The organism is Laspinema palackyanum D2c (assembly GCF_025370875.1).
Lineage (GTDB): Bacteria > Cyanobacteriota > Cyanobacteriia > Cyanobacteriales > Laspinemataceae > Laspinema > Laspinema palackyanum.
Genome location: NZ_JAMXFD010000001.1, coordinates 19,285 through 38,081, shown reverse-complemented (window position 1 = coordinate 38,081; position 18,797 = coordinate 19,285). Strand labels below are relative to the sequence as shown.

General features: G+C 48.0%; 17 protein-coding genes. 5 read left to right on the top strand and 12 right to left on the bottom strand.

The features are described 5' to 3' along the window. Positions 1–36: 36 nt before the first annotated feature. The 8 genes from larB to NG795_RS00145 form a co-directional block, all read right to left on the bottom strand. Positions 37–825: a nickel pincer cofactor biosynthesis protein LarB gene (larB, locus tag NG795_RS00180; protein WP_367286654.1), complete on the bottom strand. Its 789-nt coding sequence runs from the start codon at positions 823–825 to the stop codon at positions 37–39. Between the two features lie 72 nt (positions 826–897). Further along, the gene (locus NG795_RS00175; RefSeq protein WP_367286653.1) at positions 898–2,655 is read right to left on the bottom strand and encodes an ABC transporter substrate-binding protein; all 1,758 of its coding nucleotides are present in this window, start codon (positions 2,653–2,655) and stop codon (positions 898–900) included. Between the two features lie 65 nt (positions 2,656–2,720). After that, a complete protein-coding gene (gene ispF, locus NG795_RS00170) occupies positions 2,721–3,203 on the bottom strand; it encodes a 2-C-methyl-D-erythritol 2,4-cyclodiphosphate synthase (RefSeq protein ID WP_254566824.1) in 483 nt (160 codons plus the stop codon). A 33-nt stretch (positions 3,204–3,236) separates the two neighbouring features. Further along, complete coding sequence (locus NG795_RS00165; protein WP_367286652.1) at positions 3,237–3,383, bottom strand: hypothetical protein; 147 nt, start codon at positions 3,381–3,383, stop codon at positions 3,237–3,239. A gap of 82 nt (positions 3,384–3,465) precedes the next feature. Then, on the bottom strand, positions 3,466–4,083 hold the full coding sequence (locus NG795_RS00160) for a hypothetical protein (RefSeq protein ID WP_367286651.1): 618 nt from the start codon (positions 4,081–4,083) through the stop codon (positions 3,466–3,468). A 253-nt stretch (positions 4,084–4,336) separates the two neighbouring features. Then, a complete protein-coding gene (locus tag NG795_RS00155; protein WP_367286650.1) occupies positions 4,337–5,275 on the bottom strand; it encodes a ParA family protein in 939 nt (312 codons plus the stop codon). Positions 5,276–5,672: 397 nt separating this feature from the next. Further along, complete coding sequence (locus tag NG795_RS00150; protein ID WP_367286649.1) at positions 5,673–5,909, bottom strand: hypothetical protein; 237 nt, start codon at positions 5,907–5,909, stop codon at positions 5,673–5,675. 170 nt (positions 5,910–6,079) lie between these two features. Next, positions 6,080–6,367, bottom strand: coding sequence for a hypothetical protein (locus NG795_RS00145; RefSeq protein WP_367286648.1), 288 nt, complete (start codon positions 6,365–6,367; stop codon positions 6,080–6,082). A 223-nt stretch (positions 6,368–6,590) separates the two neighbouring features. On the opposite strand from NG795_RS00145, the gene NG795_RS00140 reads away from it, so the two are divergent. Both NG795_RS00140 and NG795_RS00135 read left to right on the top strand, forming a co-directional pair. After that, positions 6,591–7,226, top strand: coding sequence for an LAGLIDADG endonuclease (locus tag NG795_RS00140; protein ID WP_367286647.1), 636 nt, complete (start codon positions 6,591–6,593; stop codon positions 7,224–7,226). A gap of 184 nt (positions 7,227–7,410) precedes the next feature. After that, entirely contained in the window at positions 7,411–8,022 is a 612-nt protein-coding gene (locus tag NG795_RS00135; protein WP_367286646.1) for a YdcF family protein, read from the top strand. A 335-nt stretch (positions 8,023–8,357) separates the two neighbouring features. On the opposite strand, the gene NG795_RS00130 is transcribed toward NG795_RS00135, so the two are convergent. The 4 genes from NG795_RS00130 to plsX form a co-directional block, all read right to left on the bottom strand. Then, positions 8,358–8,996, bottom strand: a complete 639-nt coding sequence (locus NG795_RS00130) for a lysophospholipid acyltransferase family protein (protein WP_367286645.1) — start codon at positions 8,994–8,996, stop codon at positions 8,358–8,360. Between the two features lie 76 nt (positions 8,997–9,072). Continuing rightward, positions 9,073–9,954 (bottom strand): ACP S-malonyltransferase, encoded by an 882-nt coding sequence (gene fabD / locus NG795_RS00125; RefSeq protein ID WP_367286644.1) that lies wholly within the window; start codon positions 9,952–9,954, stop codon positions 9,073–9,075. Between the two features lie 176 nt (positions 9,955–10,130). Beyond that, entirely contained in the window at positions 10,131–11,129 is a 999-nt protein-coding gene (locus NG795_RS00120) for a beta-ketoacyl-ACP synthase III (RefSeq protein ID WP_367286643.1), read from the bottom strand. Between the two features lie 97 nt (positions 11,130–11,226). After that, positions 11,227–12,294, bottom strand: coding sequence for a phosphate acyltransferase PlsX (gene plsX, locus NG795_RS00115; protein WP_367286642.1), 1,068 nt, complete (start codon positions 12,292–12,294; stop codon positions 11,227–11,229). 367 nt (positions 12,295–12,661) lie between these two features. Between plsX and NG795_RS00110 the strand changes: the two genes are divergently transcribed. The 3 genes from NG795_RS00110 (at position 12,662) to dcm (ending at position 18,679) form a co-directional block, all read left to right on the top strand. Continuing rightward, positions 12,662–13,978 (top strand): D-alanyl-D-alanine carboxypeptidase, encoded by a 1,317-nt coding sequence (locus NG795_RS00110; protein ID WP_367286641.1) that lies wholly within the window; start codon positions 12,662–12,664, stop codon positions 13,976–13,978. A 387-nt stretch (positions 13,979–14,365) separates the two neighbouring features. After that, positions 14,366–17,344 (top strand): L-glutamate gamma-semialdehyde dehydrogenase, encoded by a 2,979-nt coding sequence (gene pruA / locus NG795_RS00105; protein WP_367286640.1) that lies wholly within the window; start codon positions 14,366–14,368, stop codon positions 17,342–17,344. A 78-nt stretch (positions 17,345–17,422) separates the two neighbouring features. Further along, positions 17,423–18,679 carry a DNA (cytosine-5-)-methyltransferase gene (gene dcm / locus NG795_RS00100; RefSeq protein ID WP_367286639.1) on the top strand — a complete coding sequence of 419 codons (1,257 nt, stop codon included), beginning with the start codon at positions 17,423–17,425 and terminating at the stop codon, positions 18,677–18,679. Positions 18,680–18,797 lie beyond the last annotated feature (118 nt).

Sequence of the window (18,797 nt, the reverse complement as noted above, 5' to 3'; positions counted from 1 at the left end):
TGCATTGAGTTCAGGCAAAAACCCGGTTTCTTGTCCCTAGTCCGAAGGATCGGTTTTTTCCATTACTCGTTGTGCGGTTCGCAAGATTTGTCCGGCTAAAATGGCGGCACCATAGCCATTATCGATATTAACGACTCCCACACCTGCGGCACAAGAATTGAGCATGGTTAACAAGGGCGCTAATCCATTGAAACTGGCTCCATAGCCGATACTGGTGGGAACGGCGATGGTGGGTGCATTGGCTAAACCGGCGACGACGCTGGGTAATGCGCCTTCCATCCCGGCGACGACGATGAGGACATCCGCCTCAGCGATCGCCCGCCAACTGGCGAGTAAGCGATGAATTCCGGCCACTCCGACATCCCAATATCGTTTGACTTCAAACCCAGAGAGTTCAGCAACGATCGCCGCTTCTTCCGCGACGGGGAGGTCCGCAGTACCGGCGCAAAGGATGCCAATTTTGCCCGGATATTTTGCAGTTGCAGAGGCGATCGCCGTCGAACAGATTCGCGCCGTGGGATAATAATACAACCCATGTACCCGGTCCTCAATCTCGGCAAACACCTCGGGAGCAATCCGGGTTGCCATCACCACCGGATGATGCTCCCGCATGGAAAGTATAATATCAGCGATTTGTTCCGGGGTTTTTCCTGGACCCCAGATGGTTTCTGGAAAGCCGGTTCGCAACGCCCGATGGCGATCGATTCGGGCAAAATCCCCCACCGGCTCAAATCCGAGATATTTTAACTCTTCTACAGCAGTGGATGGACTCATTTTACCGGCTGCCACGGCTTCTAATAAAGATTGGAGCGTTTCGGGATTCATGGGTGGGTGTTAATCGTGCGGTGCGATTGAGTTGAGGGTTTTTGCCCTGAGAACTGCCATTTTACCAGACAACTATTCCTCCAGTTGCAATTCATAAATATTCCAAAATGCTCCCCCTAGGCTAGAATATTCCACCCCTTTAACGCGATTCCGAACGGCGGTCATTGACAGTTGATTGACTAACTGAATCACGGGTAAATATTCTTGGGTAATCCGTTGGGTTTCGACATAGAGTTCTTTCCGTTTTGCTTCATCAATTTCCTGGGAGGCTTGAATATAAAGATCCCCCAGGCGTCGTTCCCAATCCGAAATTTCTCGCCCGACTAACGGGGTTTGTCCGACTTGGCGAGGTTGATTGAACATATGCAGTCGCCCTTCCGGTAACCATAAATTAGAGGACCAATGGGGTTCGGTTCCGCCGCCAAATCCAATGATCAGGGCTTCCCAATCTAGGGAATCGGATAATTTGGTAATCACCGCATTCCAAGCGAGGGGTTGGAAATCAACTTGGATGCCGATTTGACTCAGGTTTTGCTTGATTTGCGCACCCATTGCTTCGCGAATTTTATTACCGGCATTGGTAATTAAGGTAAAGCGCACCCGATTCCCTTCGGAATCTAAAAGTTGGCCTTGGTTGTTATAAGTAAATCCATCTTCTTGTAACAGTTCTCGGGCTTTTTCTACGTTGTAGTCGTAAACTTTTAAGCCTTCTTCTGGGGTGAGATAGTACGGACTTTGGACCGAGATATGAGAGTTGATAGGTCTTCCTAGCCCTTGGAAGGTATTCTCAATCATGGTTTCCCGGTCCGTTGCATAGGCGATCGCCTGTCGGAATTTCAGGGAATTAAACCAGCGCGACTTAATCGGGTCCACCACGGGACGATTGCTATCCTCCAACCGACCTTTATTCAAATTAAAGGTCATAAAGGTAATTCCCGGAGCCGGTTCTAATTCATATAAAATTTTAAAGTTATTTCGTTCCTCTTGCTTTTTCAGTAAAGAAAAATCTTCCGGCCTGACGGAAATACTATCCAAAATTCCCGATAAAAATTGGACGACTCCGGTATCTTGAGATTCGACAACTTCCCAAGAAATTCGCTCAATATAAGGCTGAGGATTGCGCCAGTAGTAGGGGTTTTTTTCAAAGAAAACTCGTTCGCTGGGTCGGTAACTGGCGAGTTTGTAAGGACCATTGACAATAATTTCCTCTGGGGGAGTATTAATGCCCCAGGTGGAGAGAAAGACGGGATTTCCTTCGCGATCTAAGGTTTCCACGGATTTTTGCAGTGCATGAGCGGGCAAAATGGGCAATCCTGCGGCTCTTAAAAAGGGGGCAAAGGGTTCGACTACAGTAAATTCTACCCGGCGATTGTCCAGTTTTCGGACAGTGGGAAAGGCGCGACTTTCGCCAATCCGCAGCACATCAGAGGTACTGCTGGGAATTTTGTCATTAAAGTAAATGTCGTTATAGGTAAAAACAACATCATCAACGGTCAAAGGTTGACCATTAGACCATTGCAAATTTTCTCTTAAAGTAAAGATAATTCGCAATCCATTGGGGGAAATTTCCCAGGATTCGGCCAGGATAGGTTCGACTTCTCCGGTGAACGGATTTTCAGCGACTAACCCTTCGTAAGTATAGCCAAAAATATTAGGAGATTCTTCACTCAGGGCAGAGTTAAAGGTTTTGGGGTCGCTGAGAATACTCAAGACTAAGGGAGTTTGGGAGGCGGAGGTTTTAAATTGGGCGGGATTGCAGGAAGATAAAGAAAGGCCGACCAAAACGGTGAGGGCGATCGCCACTCCCTGTTTCCAATATTTTTTAATCATAATTGAGACGCTCTCCTCCAAGGTGTTGTAGGAATTTGGGTTGATGTTTTATTGTAGCGATTGGTTTAGGGTTGAGTGACTAATAAGGTGACGGCATAGGCGGCGATACCTTCTTCTCGTCCGACGGGTCCTAGTTTTTCATTGGTGGTGGCCTTAATTCCAATGCGATCGCCTTCAATATTCAAGACTTGAGCAAGGCGATCGCGCATGGCGGAAATATGGGGTTTCAATTTGGGTCGTTCTGCCACGACGACGGAATCAATATTCCCCACTTCCCATCCCCGTTCTCGAATCAGTTGATGAACTTGCTCTAATAATTTTAAACTATCTGCACCCGCCCATTGGGGGTCACTGGGGGGAAAGTACAGTCCAATATCCCCTAAACTCAAGGCCCCAAGCATGGCATCCATAATCGCATGAGTCAGCACATCCGCATCGCTATGACCCAATAATCCCAACTCATGGGGAATCCGGACGCCCCCGAGAATTAACGGGCGATCGCTCACGAGTTGGTGGATGTCATAACCGTTGCCAATCCGAATGTTCATCTGCTAGTTGTCTGGTATTAGGATCAATTCACTTTACCAGATTTCTCCCCCAGTTTCTAGCCCCCAAGTGAGAAACCGGCTGTCTGCCCCAAATTCTGCCACCTCACCCCAAATCATCGCCAGAACCCCGGTTTCTAGCCCCAAAAACTTACCCTCAAGTGAGGGGCATAATTTCTGCATCCAGAACTTCTCACCCTCTGTATTGAGTCACAAAATAACTGGAATGCAATCTTCTCATTATATTTATATATAGTGAATCAAATTACGGTTTTGATTGACGCCGTTGACGAGCTTTCATCTGAGTCAACCCCAAATCACTGCGAAGGTGATCCAGGTCCAAGTCCACCGGATCCAGTGGGGCGGGTTTGACCTGGTAGGGGGGACGAGGAGTCTTCCTCCGTGATTTTCGTCGTTGCTGCGCCCAGGATTCATAGCGATACAGACCCGTGGCGATCGCAAACCAGACGATTGCCATTCCAAACGAGAGACTCGGACTCACACCCTGCGCAGTATGACGCCCGAACAACCCAGCTAACTCGGGAGTGAACGAGTCATCCAAAACCGCCGCTAGTATAGAAAAGACCAAAACCAGGGTTCCTCCGGTGATTAGGATGGAGAGGAGGAGAGCGACGAAGAGAGAGACAAATAGCACAATTAATCCATTGACACCTTCCCGCCAACTTTGCCAGCGCAACTTCACCCAAGGAATGGGTTGACCCTGCGATCGGCAACGCATCCATTCCAGCAGGCGGTAAGGATAGGCGATTCCCAAAAACAGAACCACGGGAAAAAACAAGGGAAAAGGCTGGCATAACCGCCCAGATACCACAGCCACTCCAGCCAGAAAAGCAGTTTTCAAACCCGAACTTAGCCAAATCATGGTGTTTAATTACGTTGCTGGGATTGAGTAGATGGGAGAGAATTATTTTATCAGCATAAGGGGATTGCAAAAAACAAATCATCCAAACGTTCGTAGTAACCCCTTCAGGGGTTTCCTTGAATAAAATGACTCCTGAACGAGTCACTACAAACATTTTGGCGGTTTTATTTTTTGGAGTTCCCTAAGTCACTGCAATGGCTGTCAACTTCTGATGAAATTTATAGAAAGCCTTAGTTTAGCCAAAAAATTTTTTTTAATCTAAATTAACCAGGTTTAATTTGTTTCTCTGCTCTTTCATTTCAACGATGATTTGCAGTTTTTGCATGAATTCATCAGTTAATTGTGAAAATGCTTTTGCACCAATGGAGGTGGGATGAGTTAGAAAAACGGGGAGGAAACTATCCACCGCTTTAGAGACATTGACATCCATTGGGATTCTAGTTTTAAAAATTTTGGTCTCTCCAAAATCATCATGGACTCGGCGCATGACTTGTCGGTAGTATCTACCTGTGAGTACATTCCCCGACATACTAAACACAATTCCCACCATGTCTAAGTCCAGGGAATTTTCGTTTTTATAAACTTCTCTGAGTTGGTTAATGCGTCTTTCTAATAACTGAATTCCAATCAAAGATAGCGGTTCGGGTTTAGCTGGGAGAAGATAATAGTCGCTGGCAACTAAGGCGCTGCGCGTCAATAAATTGTAACCGGGGGCGCAGTCTAGGATGATGAAATCATAATCTTTCATCACAGGTTCCAAAATTCCCCGGACTAAAATTTGCTCTAATTTAGTCCAGACTTCTTCAAAGTTATCTTTGCCCAGGCGCAAAGCCTTTTTATGCAATACTTCCGAGACCATAAAATCATCATAAATTTCTAAATCTCCGGGGAGTAAATCTAATCCTTTAACGGTTCCAATATAGGGTTTAATAATATCTTGGATGGGTAATGATTTTTGGTCAATGGGTTGAATAAAATCATTGACTAAATGCTTTAAGGTGCGTTTTTCTTTCCGCAGTTTAGAAAAGTCATGAGGAGAAACTAAACTGAGGGTGGCGCTAATTTGAGTATCCAGGTCCACGACTAACACTCGTTTGTGATAGTCTTTGGCTAAACAGGCGGCTAGGTTAACAGTTAGGGTTGTTTTTCCGACGCCCCCCTTCATATTGATGGTTGAGATAATATATGCCATGCCGTGAGTTCTCCTGAGTTTGATGCACGCTAGGACTAATCAGCCCCCCTCGGTTATCCCCGTTATTATAGGGGGTGATGGGTCTAATCCCGTGGGGGTTTTACCCCCTCCTGGATTTTTTTTCCGCAAGGCACCACCGATGGCACTGGGGTCCGGAATTTGAGAGCAATCTCCAATATCAAGCGGAGCTCCCCGGATTCCTTAAAAAATTCTCAAAAGGATAACATATCCAATTTTAATTAAACTTTCAGGGCTGGCGATCGCCCCTTCACTCTAAACCAATCCGTTGAGGCTCCCCTTCTGACAAATAGTTAATCCTTAACTTGCAATGTTGGGGAGAAGTTTCTACGGCCCAAAATCAAAGCCGCCCCAAAATAGGGCGGAACAGAATCATCGGTTATCCCGCCTGACGAGATACCGGGTTGATCCTCTCCTCCCCCGTCGTCTTGTAGCGCAGGAGCCTAGACTGCTGCTTAATCCGTCCGGACATACTGGCGTGCTGTAGGGTCATAAAGGCATTCAAGTCTTCTAAATCATACTTGGCACTCAGCAGATCTCTAAGCTGGTCCTCAGCTTCGACGGTCAGATAACCCATTGCCAATGCTTGTTGCACGATGTCCCGGATGCGAATCATAGTCAGGTCCCTTCTTCTTTTCTTTGATGAATTTAGTATCGCCTTTTGCTCAAAGCTTCTCAGTGACGAGCATTTCCTGATTTCTGTGATGTTTCCTACCCTCAATAGTGAGGCGTTTTCCCGTTTTCAGGTGACGAAACCAAACGGGTGAAGTGATGGCGATCGCAACCTCATTGTTTGTCACCCTCCGATAGACCCTGATTTCTTCCTCCCTCGGAAAGAGATTTGCTGGGGTCTAGGACCCTCACGGGGACGAGGCGATCGCCCCCGCCTGCCTCTGGTTTCATCTCCAGAATCCACCCAAAAATCAAGGGTTTATAGGCGATCGCACCCTCCCAGTAGAACACCCTAAACCCGTAAAAAAGCAGACGAGTTGTCCCCAGTTCTGCTACAATCAAATTAGCCTTGGGGCTGTGGCTCAGTTGGATAGAGCAAGCGCCTCCTGAAGCATCGGGCACCTTGGAGGAAACTCCAGGAGTGAATGTGGTCAAATTCAAGAAAGCCTAAGTCTGAATTCAGCTTTCCAATCAAAGCCAATGGACAGATAAGGTAATCTTGAGCCAAGCCTTTGAATGGCTAAACAACCGCAGGCATCGGAAAGAATTGACATTTGATCCGGTCCCTATAAAGTTATAGCTGTCAAAGGAAGGTGCAGAGACTGGTTTGAGAGAGCCATTAGAGATGGACTTTAATGTCGCATCCAAAGTAGAACAACGAGGCGTTTTAGTGGGGATGTTATTGGGTCAGGGAAAAAGAAATCAAAACAATTTCTATATTTCCCATCGAGCAACCCAAGAGAATTACGTTTTGTTTAAAAAACAACTTCTCGAACAGATCACCCAACAGCCGGTTAGCATCCGACCTCGAACCACCAACCGGGGAGAGCAACTCCTCTGTTTAGAACCGAAGTTAATTCCCTTAACTCGGGTCTTGGTGAAGAAACTCTATTGCGGCGGGATTAAAACCGTCACGGCTAAGTTTCTGAACCTCTTAACCCCTGCGGGAATCGCCTTATGGTTTTTAGACCGAGGGTCCAAGTCCTTTAAAAAAAGGAATGGAAAAATTCATGCCCTAGAACTATATCTAAACACCAACCTCTCCGAATGGGAAAATAAAATCATTATTGATTATTTTTCGGAAATTTGGGGATTTAAGTGGGGCCTGAGTAAAACGGCGGATGCTTATCGATTGAGAATGGGAACTCAAGAGGGAAAACGATTTCTCGGTTTCATTACTCCTTACGTCCCGGACAGTCTACGCTATAAAGTACAACCCTCCTCAAACGTAACGGCCACCACCTACGGACCTCAAGTCTAAGGTGAAGGAATAGTCCAGAGAGTGAAGAAACTCACACAAATCTGAAGCGCTAGGTCGCCGGTTCAAATCCGGCCAGTCCCGTTCTCTGTTAGTCTATAGTACGAAAACTTGCACCCGGTTCGTGGATCATGAACTCGGGTGGCTCGTTCGGTGACTACTCAATCAATAGTTGGTAACTTGAGATATGTTGTTGAAGATCTGTCTGAAAGGAAGACTTCACGGGAGTGCAAAAACGAAGCAGTCCCCAGGCAGATCTTTGGTATGGCTGCTTTTGGGATTGTCCCTGATGGGCGCGATCGCCTACAAACAAATCAGAAACTATATTGATACCCCCCAAGCCCTGTTAGTCTTGGGGGGGGCTTTAGAGCGAGAAGAATTTGCCGCAGAATTTGCCCGAAACCATCCCCATTTACAAATCTGGGTCTCTGGAGGCAGCAATCAAGAATATGCGGAATGGGTCTTTTCCAAAGCGGGAATAGACCTGGAACGGGTCCATTTAGACTATCAAGCCCAGGATACCGTTACCAATTTTACCACCCTCGTGGATCAGTTAAAGTCCGAGGGGATCGAGAGTGTTTATTTGATTACCTCCGATGATCATATGCGCCGAGCTCAAGTGATTGGGGAGATTGTGTTAGGGAGTCGGGGGATTAGCTTCAAGCCCCTCCCCGTCCCCTCGGGGCGATCGCCGGAACCCATCGAAAAAGCCATCCGCGATGGGGCCAGAGCCATTTTGTGGCTCACCACCGGACACACAGGGGCCAGTTTTGCCCCAGCCTACGGGGAGGAGGATTAGGGGAGATGGGGGAGATGGGGAGGATGGGGGAGAGGGGGAGATTGTTTGTAGTAACGACTTCAGTCGTTCTCTTCGTTCGTAGTAACGACTTTAGTCGTTTCCTCGTTACTTGGCTTCAGCCAAGTAACGCACCCCTCTGCGGCTCCTCCAGTTCTCTTAATTCGCTCATCGTGTCTGTCACAGCTTCAGCGAGGGAACGACTGAAGTCGTTACTACGAACTAAGAAAACGACTAAAGTCGTTACTACGAACGAAGAGAACGACTGAAGTCGTGATGTTGAACATCCTCCCCATCTCCCCCATCTCCCCCATCCTCCCCATCTCCCCCATATCCCCTCACCGGCCTAAATCATGTAACCCATGAATTACCTCTACACAGTGCTGGGTTATTGCCTCCAACTCTTCTCGCTTTGTGGAAGCTGGGGCGGGGATCGCCTCGCCGATGCGGATAGTCACCGGAACGGGTTTGGGAACGAGATGCCCTTTTTTGACGATCGCCTGAGTTCCCCACAGACTCACCGGCAAGATAGGTACTTTGGCCTTAGCGGCAATCAGGGCCGCACCGAGTTTGGGGTTGTGAATGCGACCATCAGGACTGCGAGTGCCGTCTAAAAATAGCCCTGTTGCCCAACCTGCTTCTAGGGAAGATAATGCCGATCGCATTGCCGCGCGATCGCTCTCTCCTCGACGGACTGGATAGGCCCCATACAAAGAAATCGCCTGTTTTAAACCCGGCACCTCAAATAACTCTTCCTTTGCCATAAAAGCAACCGGACGGTTCATACAGTTAGCCAGAATCGGCGGGTCGTAGTCACTGGCATGATTGCTCACCACCACTAGAGGGCCGGACAGGGGCACATTTTGAGCGCCATAAATCCGCCCCCGGAAGTAGGTATGTAGCAGGGGACTCACCACAGACCACTTAAACAAGTTATACAGAATTAAGCTGGCAACAGGTTCGCGGGTTTTTTCCACAAGAAATGAGCAATCAACAATGAAGAATTCAGAGGAAAACAGACGCGGAATATTACTGCGTCTGTTTTGGGTAAAATTATGCGGGTAAGTCAGCCATTGTGCTGACATTCGCGACGACTAAATCGGAACAAGCGCGTTTGATTAAATTAGCCAGGACCTTGCCCGGTCCAATTTCTATCACGTTTTCGATGCCTTCTTGCGGGAGTTGTAACATGATTTCCCGCCAGCGCACTGAGCCCGTCATCTGCCGAGAGAGGCGCTGTTTTAATAACTCAGCTTTGGTTTCCGGGGTGGGGTCGGTATTGGACAGAACCGGAACTAGGGCATCGGTAAAGGGAACCGCATCGAGAGCTTTTTGGAACTGAGCTTGTGCGGGTTCCATGAAGGGGGAGTGATAGGCCCCGGCCACATTTAATTTAACCGCCCGTTTGACTTTGATAGCTGCAATCACGGACTCTACCGCCTCGGGAGTTCCAGAAATGACCACCTGTCCATCGCTGTTGTCATTGGCGAGGACGACATCGGGAGTCGCACTAATTTGAGCATCAAGCTGTTCCCGGTTGAAACCTATCAGGGCAGTCATTTGACCCCCGGCGACGGTATTCATTAATTCAGCGCGATATTTGACCAGTTGTAATCCAGTTTCAAAGTCAAAGACACCGGCGGCATAGAGGGCGACATATTCGCCTAAACTATGACCAGCAACGAGGTCGGGTTGTTGATGGCGATCGCGCATTAAGTCAACCAGAATGCTCTCGACAACATAGAGACTCGGTTGAGTGTACAGACTGCTGCTGAGTTTATCTTCGGCGTTGGTGCAAATGTCCAAAACGGACCAGCCGAGAATCGCTTCAGCAGCGGCATATTTTTCTTGAGCAATGGGTAGGTTTGCTAAATCTACACCCATGCCTAGGGCTTGGGAACCTTGTCCGGGAAACACCCATGCTGTTTTGGTCATTTGTCAATTGGTCGTGCGTGATGGTTCAAAAAAGAGAGGGTAAAGAACTAGGTTCATCCCCCATTTTGTTTTTAAAAGTCTGTTTGCTCCTAACTCGCTCTGATCCCCGCCCAGGAGAGCCTCCAGCCTTTGCGAATGGAACGCGACCCTGGGTGCGGGGGGTAGAACGCTATCAGTTAGCCCCATTCAAAAATGGCAGAACCCCAAGTCAGTCCTGCACCAAAACCGGCAGCGGCAATGACATCACCGGGTTTAATTTTGCCTTCGCGGACGGCTTCATCCAAGGCGATCGGGATAGAAGCGGCGGAGGTGTTGCCATAGTTGGCGAGATTGCCCAGGACTTTATGAGTGGGAATGTTGAGTCGGACGGCGACGGCATCGAGAATGCGCTGATTGGCTTGATGGAGCAACAGCCAGTCCACGCGATCGACCTCGATATCGGCGCGATATAAAGCTTTTTCAATCACTTCCGGCACTCGTTTGACGGCGAAGCGGTAGACTTCTTTGCCGTTCATTTGGATGAACTGATAAGTACCTTGGCCGACGGACAGGGTAGGAGTGAGGGCTTTTTCCTGGGGTTGGAAAGCCAGAGTTAGACAGTCATTTTGACTGCCATCACTGCACAACTCAAAACCGAGGAGGCGATCGCGAGTGGTATTGGCCTGCATGACCACAGCCCCCGCGCCATCGCCAAAGAGAATACAGGTACGGCGATCGCCCCAATCCACCCAGCGCGAAAGCACATCTGCCCCAATAACGAGGACATTTTTGTAGACCCCCGTGCGGATAAATTGGGCAGCGGTGACGAAACCAAACAGAAACCCAGAACAGGCAGCGGTGAGGTCAAAGGCAACTGCCCGAGATGCACCTAGATTGGCCTGAATTTTGGAAGCACTCCCAAACAGGTCATCTGCCGTGGAAGTCGCCAGAACAATCAAATCCAGGTCTATGGGTTGGATCCCCGACATGGCGATCGCATTGAATGCCGCCTGAGTCGCCAATTCCGTGAGGGATTCTGTCACAGAAGCCACCCGTCGGGACTGAATTCCCGTGCGAGACTCAATCCATTCATCGGAAGTCTCCACCATCTGACAAAGCGCTTGATTGTCTAGGACGTTCGCGGGAGTCGCTGAACCGCTTCCTGTAATTGCAATGCCTACCCCTATTTCTTTCAAACTGATTCTCCCTCGGTCGGTTCTTGAGTCATACGCGGTTGTTTAGAGTATCCAAAGGCGCGATCGCAGCCGGATCGGTGCCCTCAACTTTCAGCCGTCAACTTTCAGCCGTCGGTTCGGGTACTGCCGTGAGTTGTTTTTGTAATTCAAACTGGGACTGCATTCGATCGAGCACATTGTGATCGATCGCATCTTTTGCCAAGCGAATCGCATTATAAACTGTGGGGCCTTGGGAACTGCCATGAGTAATAATGCAAATTCCGGCTACTCCCAATAATAAGCCGCCTCCCCGTTCAACGTGATCGACCCGTTGCTTAAACCGTTTCAGACTCGGTTTTAACAGGGTAACCCCCATTTTCCCCATGATTCCCTGGGTCAATTCTTCTTTGAGAATATTCAGAACAATTTCCCCAAGCCCTTCAGCGAACTTCAAGACGACATTGCCAGCGAAGCCATCACAGACGATCACATCAAAGTTACCCGACAGAATGTCGCGACCCTCCGCATTCCCAAAAAAGGGAACCAATGGATTGTCAACCAACATCTGATGGGTGCGAACGGCCTGATCATTGCCCTTCGAGGGTTCTTCCCCGATATTGAGCAGCCCCACCTTGGGTTCATCTACCCCCAAAACGTATTGGCTGTAAATCGTTCCCATCACCGCAAACTGTTCTAGGAACTTGGGACGACAGTCCACATTCGCCCCCACATCCAAAATCAGAACGGATTTATTGGGAACAATAGTCGGAAAAATGGCACCAATAGCTGGCCGGTCAATTCCAGGCAGCCGCCCCAAATGTAAGAGGGCTGCTGCCATTGCCGCACCGGAGTGCCCTGCTGAAACAATGGCTTGAGCTTGGTTCTTTTTGACCAATTCCATAGCCACTCGAATGGAAGCGTTGCGCTTCCGTTTTAAAGCGCTTAAAGGCTCCTCGTGCATTTCCACTACTTCCTCAGCCGGAATAATTTCCACCTGATTCAGATTAGGGAAATTGGCGTCTTTTTGATGTTCTTTGATGCAGGAGTCGATCTTTTCAGGATCGCCGACCAAAAGAACATCTACGTCCAACTCCGAGGCGGCTTGAAGCGCACCCGTAACGATTGCTGCAGGGGCATTATCCCCGCCCATAGCATCTATAGCGATCCGTGCCCGTGAAGATCCCATTGATCGAAGTCATAGAAACCTTACAAATTTTACCAGAAGCCTTAAACCATCGCATAAATATTAAGATCCGTTTTCTGGGGATAATTTTTTTTTGGGGATTCTTTCGTGAAAAGGCATTTCCCTCCGGGCCCCTCCCCAAGACACAGGGGAGGGGCCCGGAGGGAAATGCCCGTCTTTGCAGTGAATCGTAAAGTCAATCACCAGGAGTGTAAAAAACTTACTCTTATAAGCCTTAGAAACCCCGGTTTAGAAGCGAAATCTGAGTTCTGAGTCCGGGCGATCGCCCCCATGATTCCAGGCGTCTTTTTAGGGTATGGCGTACAAAACCTTGTAAAAAGGATAAAGAACGCTTGAAGAATTTGTGGTAATGCTGGATTTACTCAGTTCCGGTTTGCTCTCGGTGTGGTTAGATATGACTGGGCTAAAACTCTCTCGGGAAAATGCCGTGGAGTTAGTCCTAGGACCCGCGATTCCCGGCTATGTTCTGGCGGAGATCGCTGATCCACCCACTGAACAACAGGTGCAGCAATACTTGCAGGGATTAGTCGCCAAGGGCCTCCAGACTGAAGGTCAAGGGGTCTGGGTGCAATCGAGTCATCAACTCCTAGCCAATCACCAGGGGACCGTTCCCCTCCCTGCCGCTTCAATTACGAAAGTCGCCACCTCTTTAGCTGCTTTATTAACTTGGGACATCGATCATCAATTTGAAATCCTGATTGGGACCACGGGTAAAATTGTCGATGGGGTCTTACAAGGGGATTTGATTGTCACGGGAGGAGATGACCCCTTTTTCATTTGGGAAGAGGCGATCGTCCTGGGGAATACCCTGAATCAAATGGGAATTCGCCAGGTGACGGGTAATTTAATTATTACGGGCAATTTCTCGATGAATTTTTACGAGAATCCCGAGGTGAGTGCCGAAATGTTGCGAGAGGCACTCGATGAGCGTCTGTGGACCCATGAGGCGGCCCATGCCTATTGGCAAATGGCACCGGGGACTCATAAGCCCAATGTCGCGATCGCCGGACAAATTGCGATCGCCTCCCAACCCATTCCCAACCAAACCCTCTTAATCCGCCATCGGTCCTTGCCCTTGCGTGATTTGTTGCAACAAATGAACATTTACAGCAACAACGTCATGGCTCAAATGTTAGCCGATGCCTTGGGCGGCGTCAACCAAGTTCGTAAACTTTCCTCAGAAGCAGCCGGAGTTCCCCTATCAGAAATTCAACTGATTAATGGGTCGGGTTTAGGACAAGAAAACCAAATTTCTCCCCGGGCCGCTTGTGGAATGTTTATGGCAATTCAACAACTTTTACAACCCCAAAACCTCTCCTTAAGTGACCTCTTTCCCGTTTCGGGTCGGGATGGTGGAACAATGGACTACCGAGAGATTCCCGGGGGTGCAGTCGTAAAAACTGGCACTTTATGGGATGTCAGTGCCCTTGCCGGAATCCTCCCCACCCAGGATAAAGGGTGGATTTGTTTTGCGATTCTCAACCGAGGCAATTATTTAGATGGATTTCGACAAGAACAGGATAAACTCTTAACCCAATTTTTGCAGACATGGCAGACGACACTACTTCCTCCGTCAGCGGTCCATAACCTGTTTAACGGGTATTCCAGTCAAGGTCATATCGATGCTGTGCAACGCAATGAAATCCTCTTTGAATATGGGGGATAAACTCTTGCACTGTCAAGGTGTATTTGTAGGGGCGCAAGCATTGCGCCCCTACATGAAATCCCCATTGTTCGTCATTTACCCAAGATAAGAAACCGGGTTTCTACATACCCTCTGTGACAAATCGCAACAACTTGGCAAGAAACCCGGTTTCTGGTCCCTGCCTAGGGAACTCCAATCATCCAAAAATTATCACGAATTTATTGCATTAAATCGGTCTAATATTTCTCAGTAACCTGAGTAGAAATGCTAGAGAATTTCAGGGTCCAACCGGGATTTTTATTGAAGAAAACTTTAAAAAAAGCTATAATATTGAGTTTGGCAGTCAAAGGCGCGATCGCGTCGGAGACCTGACCCATCATCTAGCCTCAAAAAAGGGTAAAGTCAGCCGTGGTAGTACAAGCGTCCAAAAACACAACCTACGAAGCCAAAACTCAAGAAATTGCCAAGCAACTCCTGGCAGCAACCCAGGAAAAGCGCTCATTTTTCGCCCAATTGCAAGACCAAATGCGTTGGGATGATAAAATACTCGATTGGGCGATGAGCAACCCCGGTTTACGGGTCCAGCTATTTCGCTTTATTGACTGTCTCCCCGCCTTACGAAGCAAACCCGAAATTGCCCGTCACTTACAAGAATATTTGACGGTGGAAGAAGTCGAACTCCCCGACGCCCTCAAAAAACTAATTGGGTTTAGTGGAGGAGACTCTGTTCCCGGTCAAATTGCTGCAACAACCGTATCCACTGCCGTAGAAACCCTGGCGCAAAAATATATTTCTGGGGAAAACATTAAGCAAGCCCTCAAAACCATTGAACGTCTGCGAAAAGACAAAATGGCCTTTACAATGGACTTGCTTGGGGAAGCAGTGATTACCGAAGCTGAGGCGCAATCTTATTTAGAACGCTACCTCGATTTGATGACTCAGCTAACCGATGTGGCTAAAAAATGGTCTAAGGTTCCTCAAATTGATGAAGCCGATGGGGAAACCATTCCCCAAGTGCAGGTTTCGGTCAAATTAACGGCATTTTATTCCCAATTTGACCCCATTGATGCTGAGGGCAGTGAAGCGCGAGTTATCGATCGCATTCGTAGCCTCCTGCGTCACGCCCAATCCGTCGGTGCAGCGGTCCATTTTGATATGGAACAGTATCATTATAAAGACCTCACCCTGTCAATTCTCAAGCGATTGCTGATGGAAGAAGAATTCCGCAGTCGCACAGATATCGGAGTCACCTTGCAAGCCTATTTGCGCGATAGTAAACAAGATTTGCAAGGATTGATTGACTGGGCTAAAGAACGGGGAAATCCGGTGACGGTGCGCTTGGTGAAAGGGGCGTATTGGGACCAAGAAACGATTAAAGCAATTCAAAAACATTGGCCGCAACCTGTTTTTAATGATAAAGCAGCAACCGATGTTAATTTTGAAGAAATGACAGAGTTGCTGTTAGAAAATCACGAATATTTGTATGGGGCGATCGGGTCTCATAATGTCCGATCTCAAGCCCATGCCATTGCAATTGCCCAAACCCTGAATATCCCTCGCCGTCGCTTTGAAATGCAGGTGCTTTACGGCATGGGAGATAAACTCGCCAAAGCCTTGGTGCAACAGGGATACCGGGTGCGCGTTTATTGTCCTTATGGAGATTTACTCCCGGGGATGGCGTATCTGATTCGCCGCTTGTTGGAAAATACCGCCAATAGTTCATTTGTGCGGCAAAGTCAGGAAGATCGCCCGATTGAAAGTTTAATTGGTCCCCCGCAACCGAACGGGGATGAGACGATCGCCATTCACAATAAAGCCTTACCCAATGCGGCACCCGATCGCGATTATGCCAAGACGAAAGAACGGGAAGAAGCAGCAGCGGCATTAGCTTCTGTTCGCCAACAATTGGGTAAAATTTATCTACCTTTAATTAATGGCGATCGCGTGAATGCGCCAAATACCGTGAACTCCGTTAATCCCTCCAATCCTGACGAAGTGATTGGCAAAATTGGGTTAATGTCTGTGGAACAGGCGGATCAGGCAGTCGCTGCTGCAAAATCCGCCTTAACTCAATGGCGCACCACCCCGGCAGGCGATCGGGCAAACTTGCTTCGCAAAGCCGGAGATTTAATGGAAAAACGCCGCCATGAATTATCCGCTTGGATGGTATTAGAAGTCGGCAAACCCTTACGGGAATGTGATGCAGAAATCTCCGAGGGAATTGATTTTTGTCGGTATTATGCCGATGAAATGGAACGACTCAATAGCGGGGTGAATTACGATGTCGCCGGAGAAACCAACCGCTATCATTATCAACCCCGAGGAATTACCGTTGTCATTTCTCCCTGGAATTTCCCCTTTGCCATTCCCGTTGGCATGACAGTTGCTTCCTTGGTTGCTGGAAATTGCACTTTATTAAAACCGGCGGAAGTGTCATCGGTAATTGCGGCTAAATTTGCAGAAATTTTAGTCGAAGCGGGAATTCCATCGGGAGTCTTTCAATATATTCCCTGTAAAGGTTCAAGCGTAGGTTCTCATTTGGTGAAACATCCCGATGTGAATACCATTGTGTTTACGGGTTCCCAAGAAGTCGGCTGTCAAATTTATGCGGAAGCGGCGATTTTGCAACCGGGACAAAAACACCTGAAAAAGGTGATTGCCGAAATGGGTGGCAAAAATGCGGTGATTGTCGATGAAAGTGCGGACCTCGATCCAGCAGTGGCGGGGGTAGTGCAATCAGCGTTTGGATATAGTGGACAAAAATGTTCTGCTTGTTCGCGGGTGATTGTGTTAGAACCCGTGTATGACAGCTTTGTGAATCGGTTAGTTGAAGCCACGCGATCGCTGAATGTTGGGGTAGCAGAGGAACCGAGTACCCAAGTGGGGCCCGTGATTGATGCCAATGCGCGCGATCGCATTCAAGGTTATGTTGCCAAAGGAAAAGCGGAGGCGGAATTAGTCCTAGAAATGGCAGTTCCTGAGACAGGTTATTTTATTGGACCCACGATTTTTAGCAATGTGAAACCCGATGCGGCGATCGCCCAAGAAGAGATTTTTGGTCCCGTCTTATCGGTGATTCGCGCTAAAGATTTCGATGAAGCGTTAGAGATTGCCAATGGGACAAATTTTGCCCTAACTGGCGGGTTATATTCCCGAACCCCTTCTCATATTGACCGCGCCTACGCCGAGTTTGAGGTGGGTAACCTCTATATTAACCGAGGCATTACCGGGGCGATCGTGGCGCGACAACCCTTTGGTGGGTTTAAACTGTCTGGAGTGGGTTCTAAAGCCGGAGGACCGGATTACCTGCTGCAATTTTTAGAACCCCGTCACGTCAGCGAAAACGTCCAACGCCAAGGATTTGCGCCGATTGAGGGCGTGGATTAAGAGGGTTTGTAATGGGTCATTTGGCATTAATTCAAATGACCCATTACAAACAACAAATGAGATTAAAAATATTTCCCGATGAAAACTATCCGCTTTGTGGATTTATTTGCGGGTATTGGTGGCATGAGGTTAGGCTTTGAGAAAGCCGCCCAAAAACTTTCTTTCAAAACTCACTGTGTTTTGAGTTGCGAAATTAAGCCAGATTCTGGTTGGGTTTATCAGCAGAATTTTGGCGAGTCTCCCCAAGGTGATGTCCGGACTCTTGAAAATCTGCCGCCTCATGATGTGTTATTAGCGGGGTTTCCCTGTCAGTCATTTTCCGCTGCGGGTAAAAAGGCCGGATTTGGAGATACGAGAGGAACCCTATTTTTTGAAATTATTCGGTTAATGGATACCTATCAGCCTCAAGCTTTTCTGTTTGAAAATGTGCGGGGTTTGTTAACTAATGATGGGGGGAATACCATTAAAACAATTCACCATGAGTTGGAAGTCAGAGGCTATAGTTTTGATGTATTAGTGCTGAATAGTGCTAATTTTGAACTCCCCCAAAATCGTTTGCGGGTTTATCTCGTCGGATTGTTCAATGCTGTTCCTAACTATCGGTTAGTTTCTGACCCCGGTCCGAAAGATTCTCATTCGTATCATCCCCAACCACTTTCTTTAGGTGATCCGGCGTCGAAACCTGTCACGGTGGCGGACATTTTAGAAGATAATCCCCCGAAAGACTATGATTGTTCCCCAGAATTTGTGAGGGCTTTGGAGAAGCGATTAGATGGAGATTTGAATGGATTGCATGGGATGCGATTAATTGACTATCGCGGGGGGAATTCGATTCATTCTTGGGAGTTGGGCTTGCGTGGGGAATGTAGTGCGGATGAAATTGAGTTGATGAATCGGTTTATCCTGAAGCGGCGCAATAGCGAATTTGGAAAAGAGCAAGATGGGAAGTTGCTGAGTCAGGAGCAAATTGCTACGTTTTTTGATTCTCCGGAGTTGGAAAAGATTTTAGAGTCTTTGGTGGGGAAGAATTATCTTAAAATTGTCCAAGGGAAATATAAGCCGGTTTCGGGTAATTTTTCTTTTGAGGTTTATAAGTTTTTAGATCCGCAAAAAATTGCGGTAACGTTAGTGGCAAGTGATGCTAATCGGTTGGGGGTGTATCATCAGGGGCGAGTGCGGAGAATTACTCCCCGGGAGGCGGCGCGGTTGCAGGGATTTCCCGATGAGTTTATCCTGCATCCGAAGGGCGATCGGGCTTATTATCAGTTGGGAAATTCGGTGAGTATTAATGTGGTGGAAGCGGTGGCGCGAGAGGTGATTTTAAATCTGAAATAGCAACGACTAAAGTCGTTACTACGAACTGAAGAGAACGACTGAAGTCGTTACTACGAACTGAAGAGAACGACTGAAGTCGTTACTACGAACTGAAGAGAACGACTGAAGTCGTTACTAC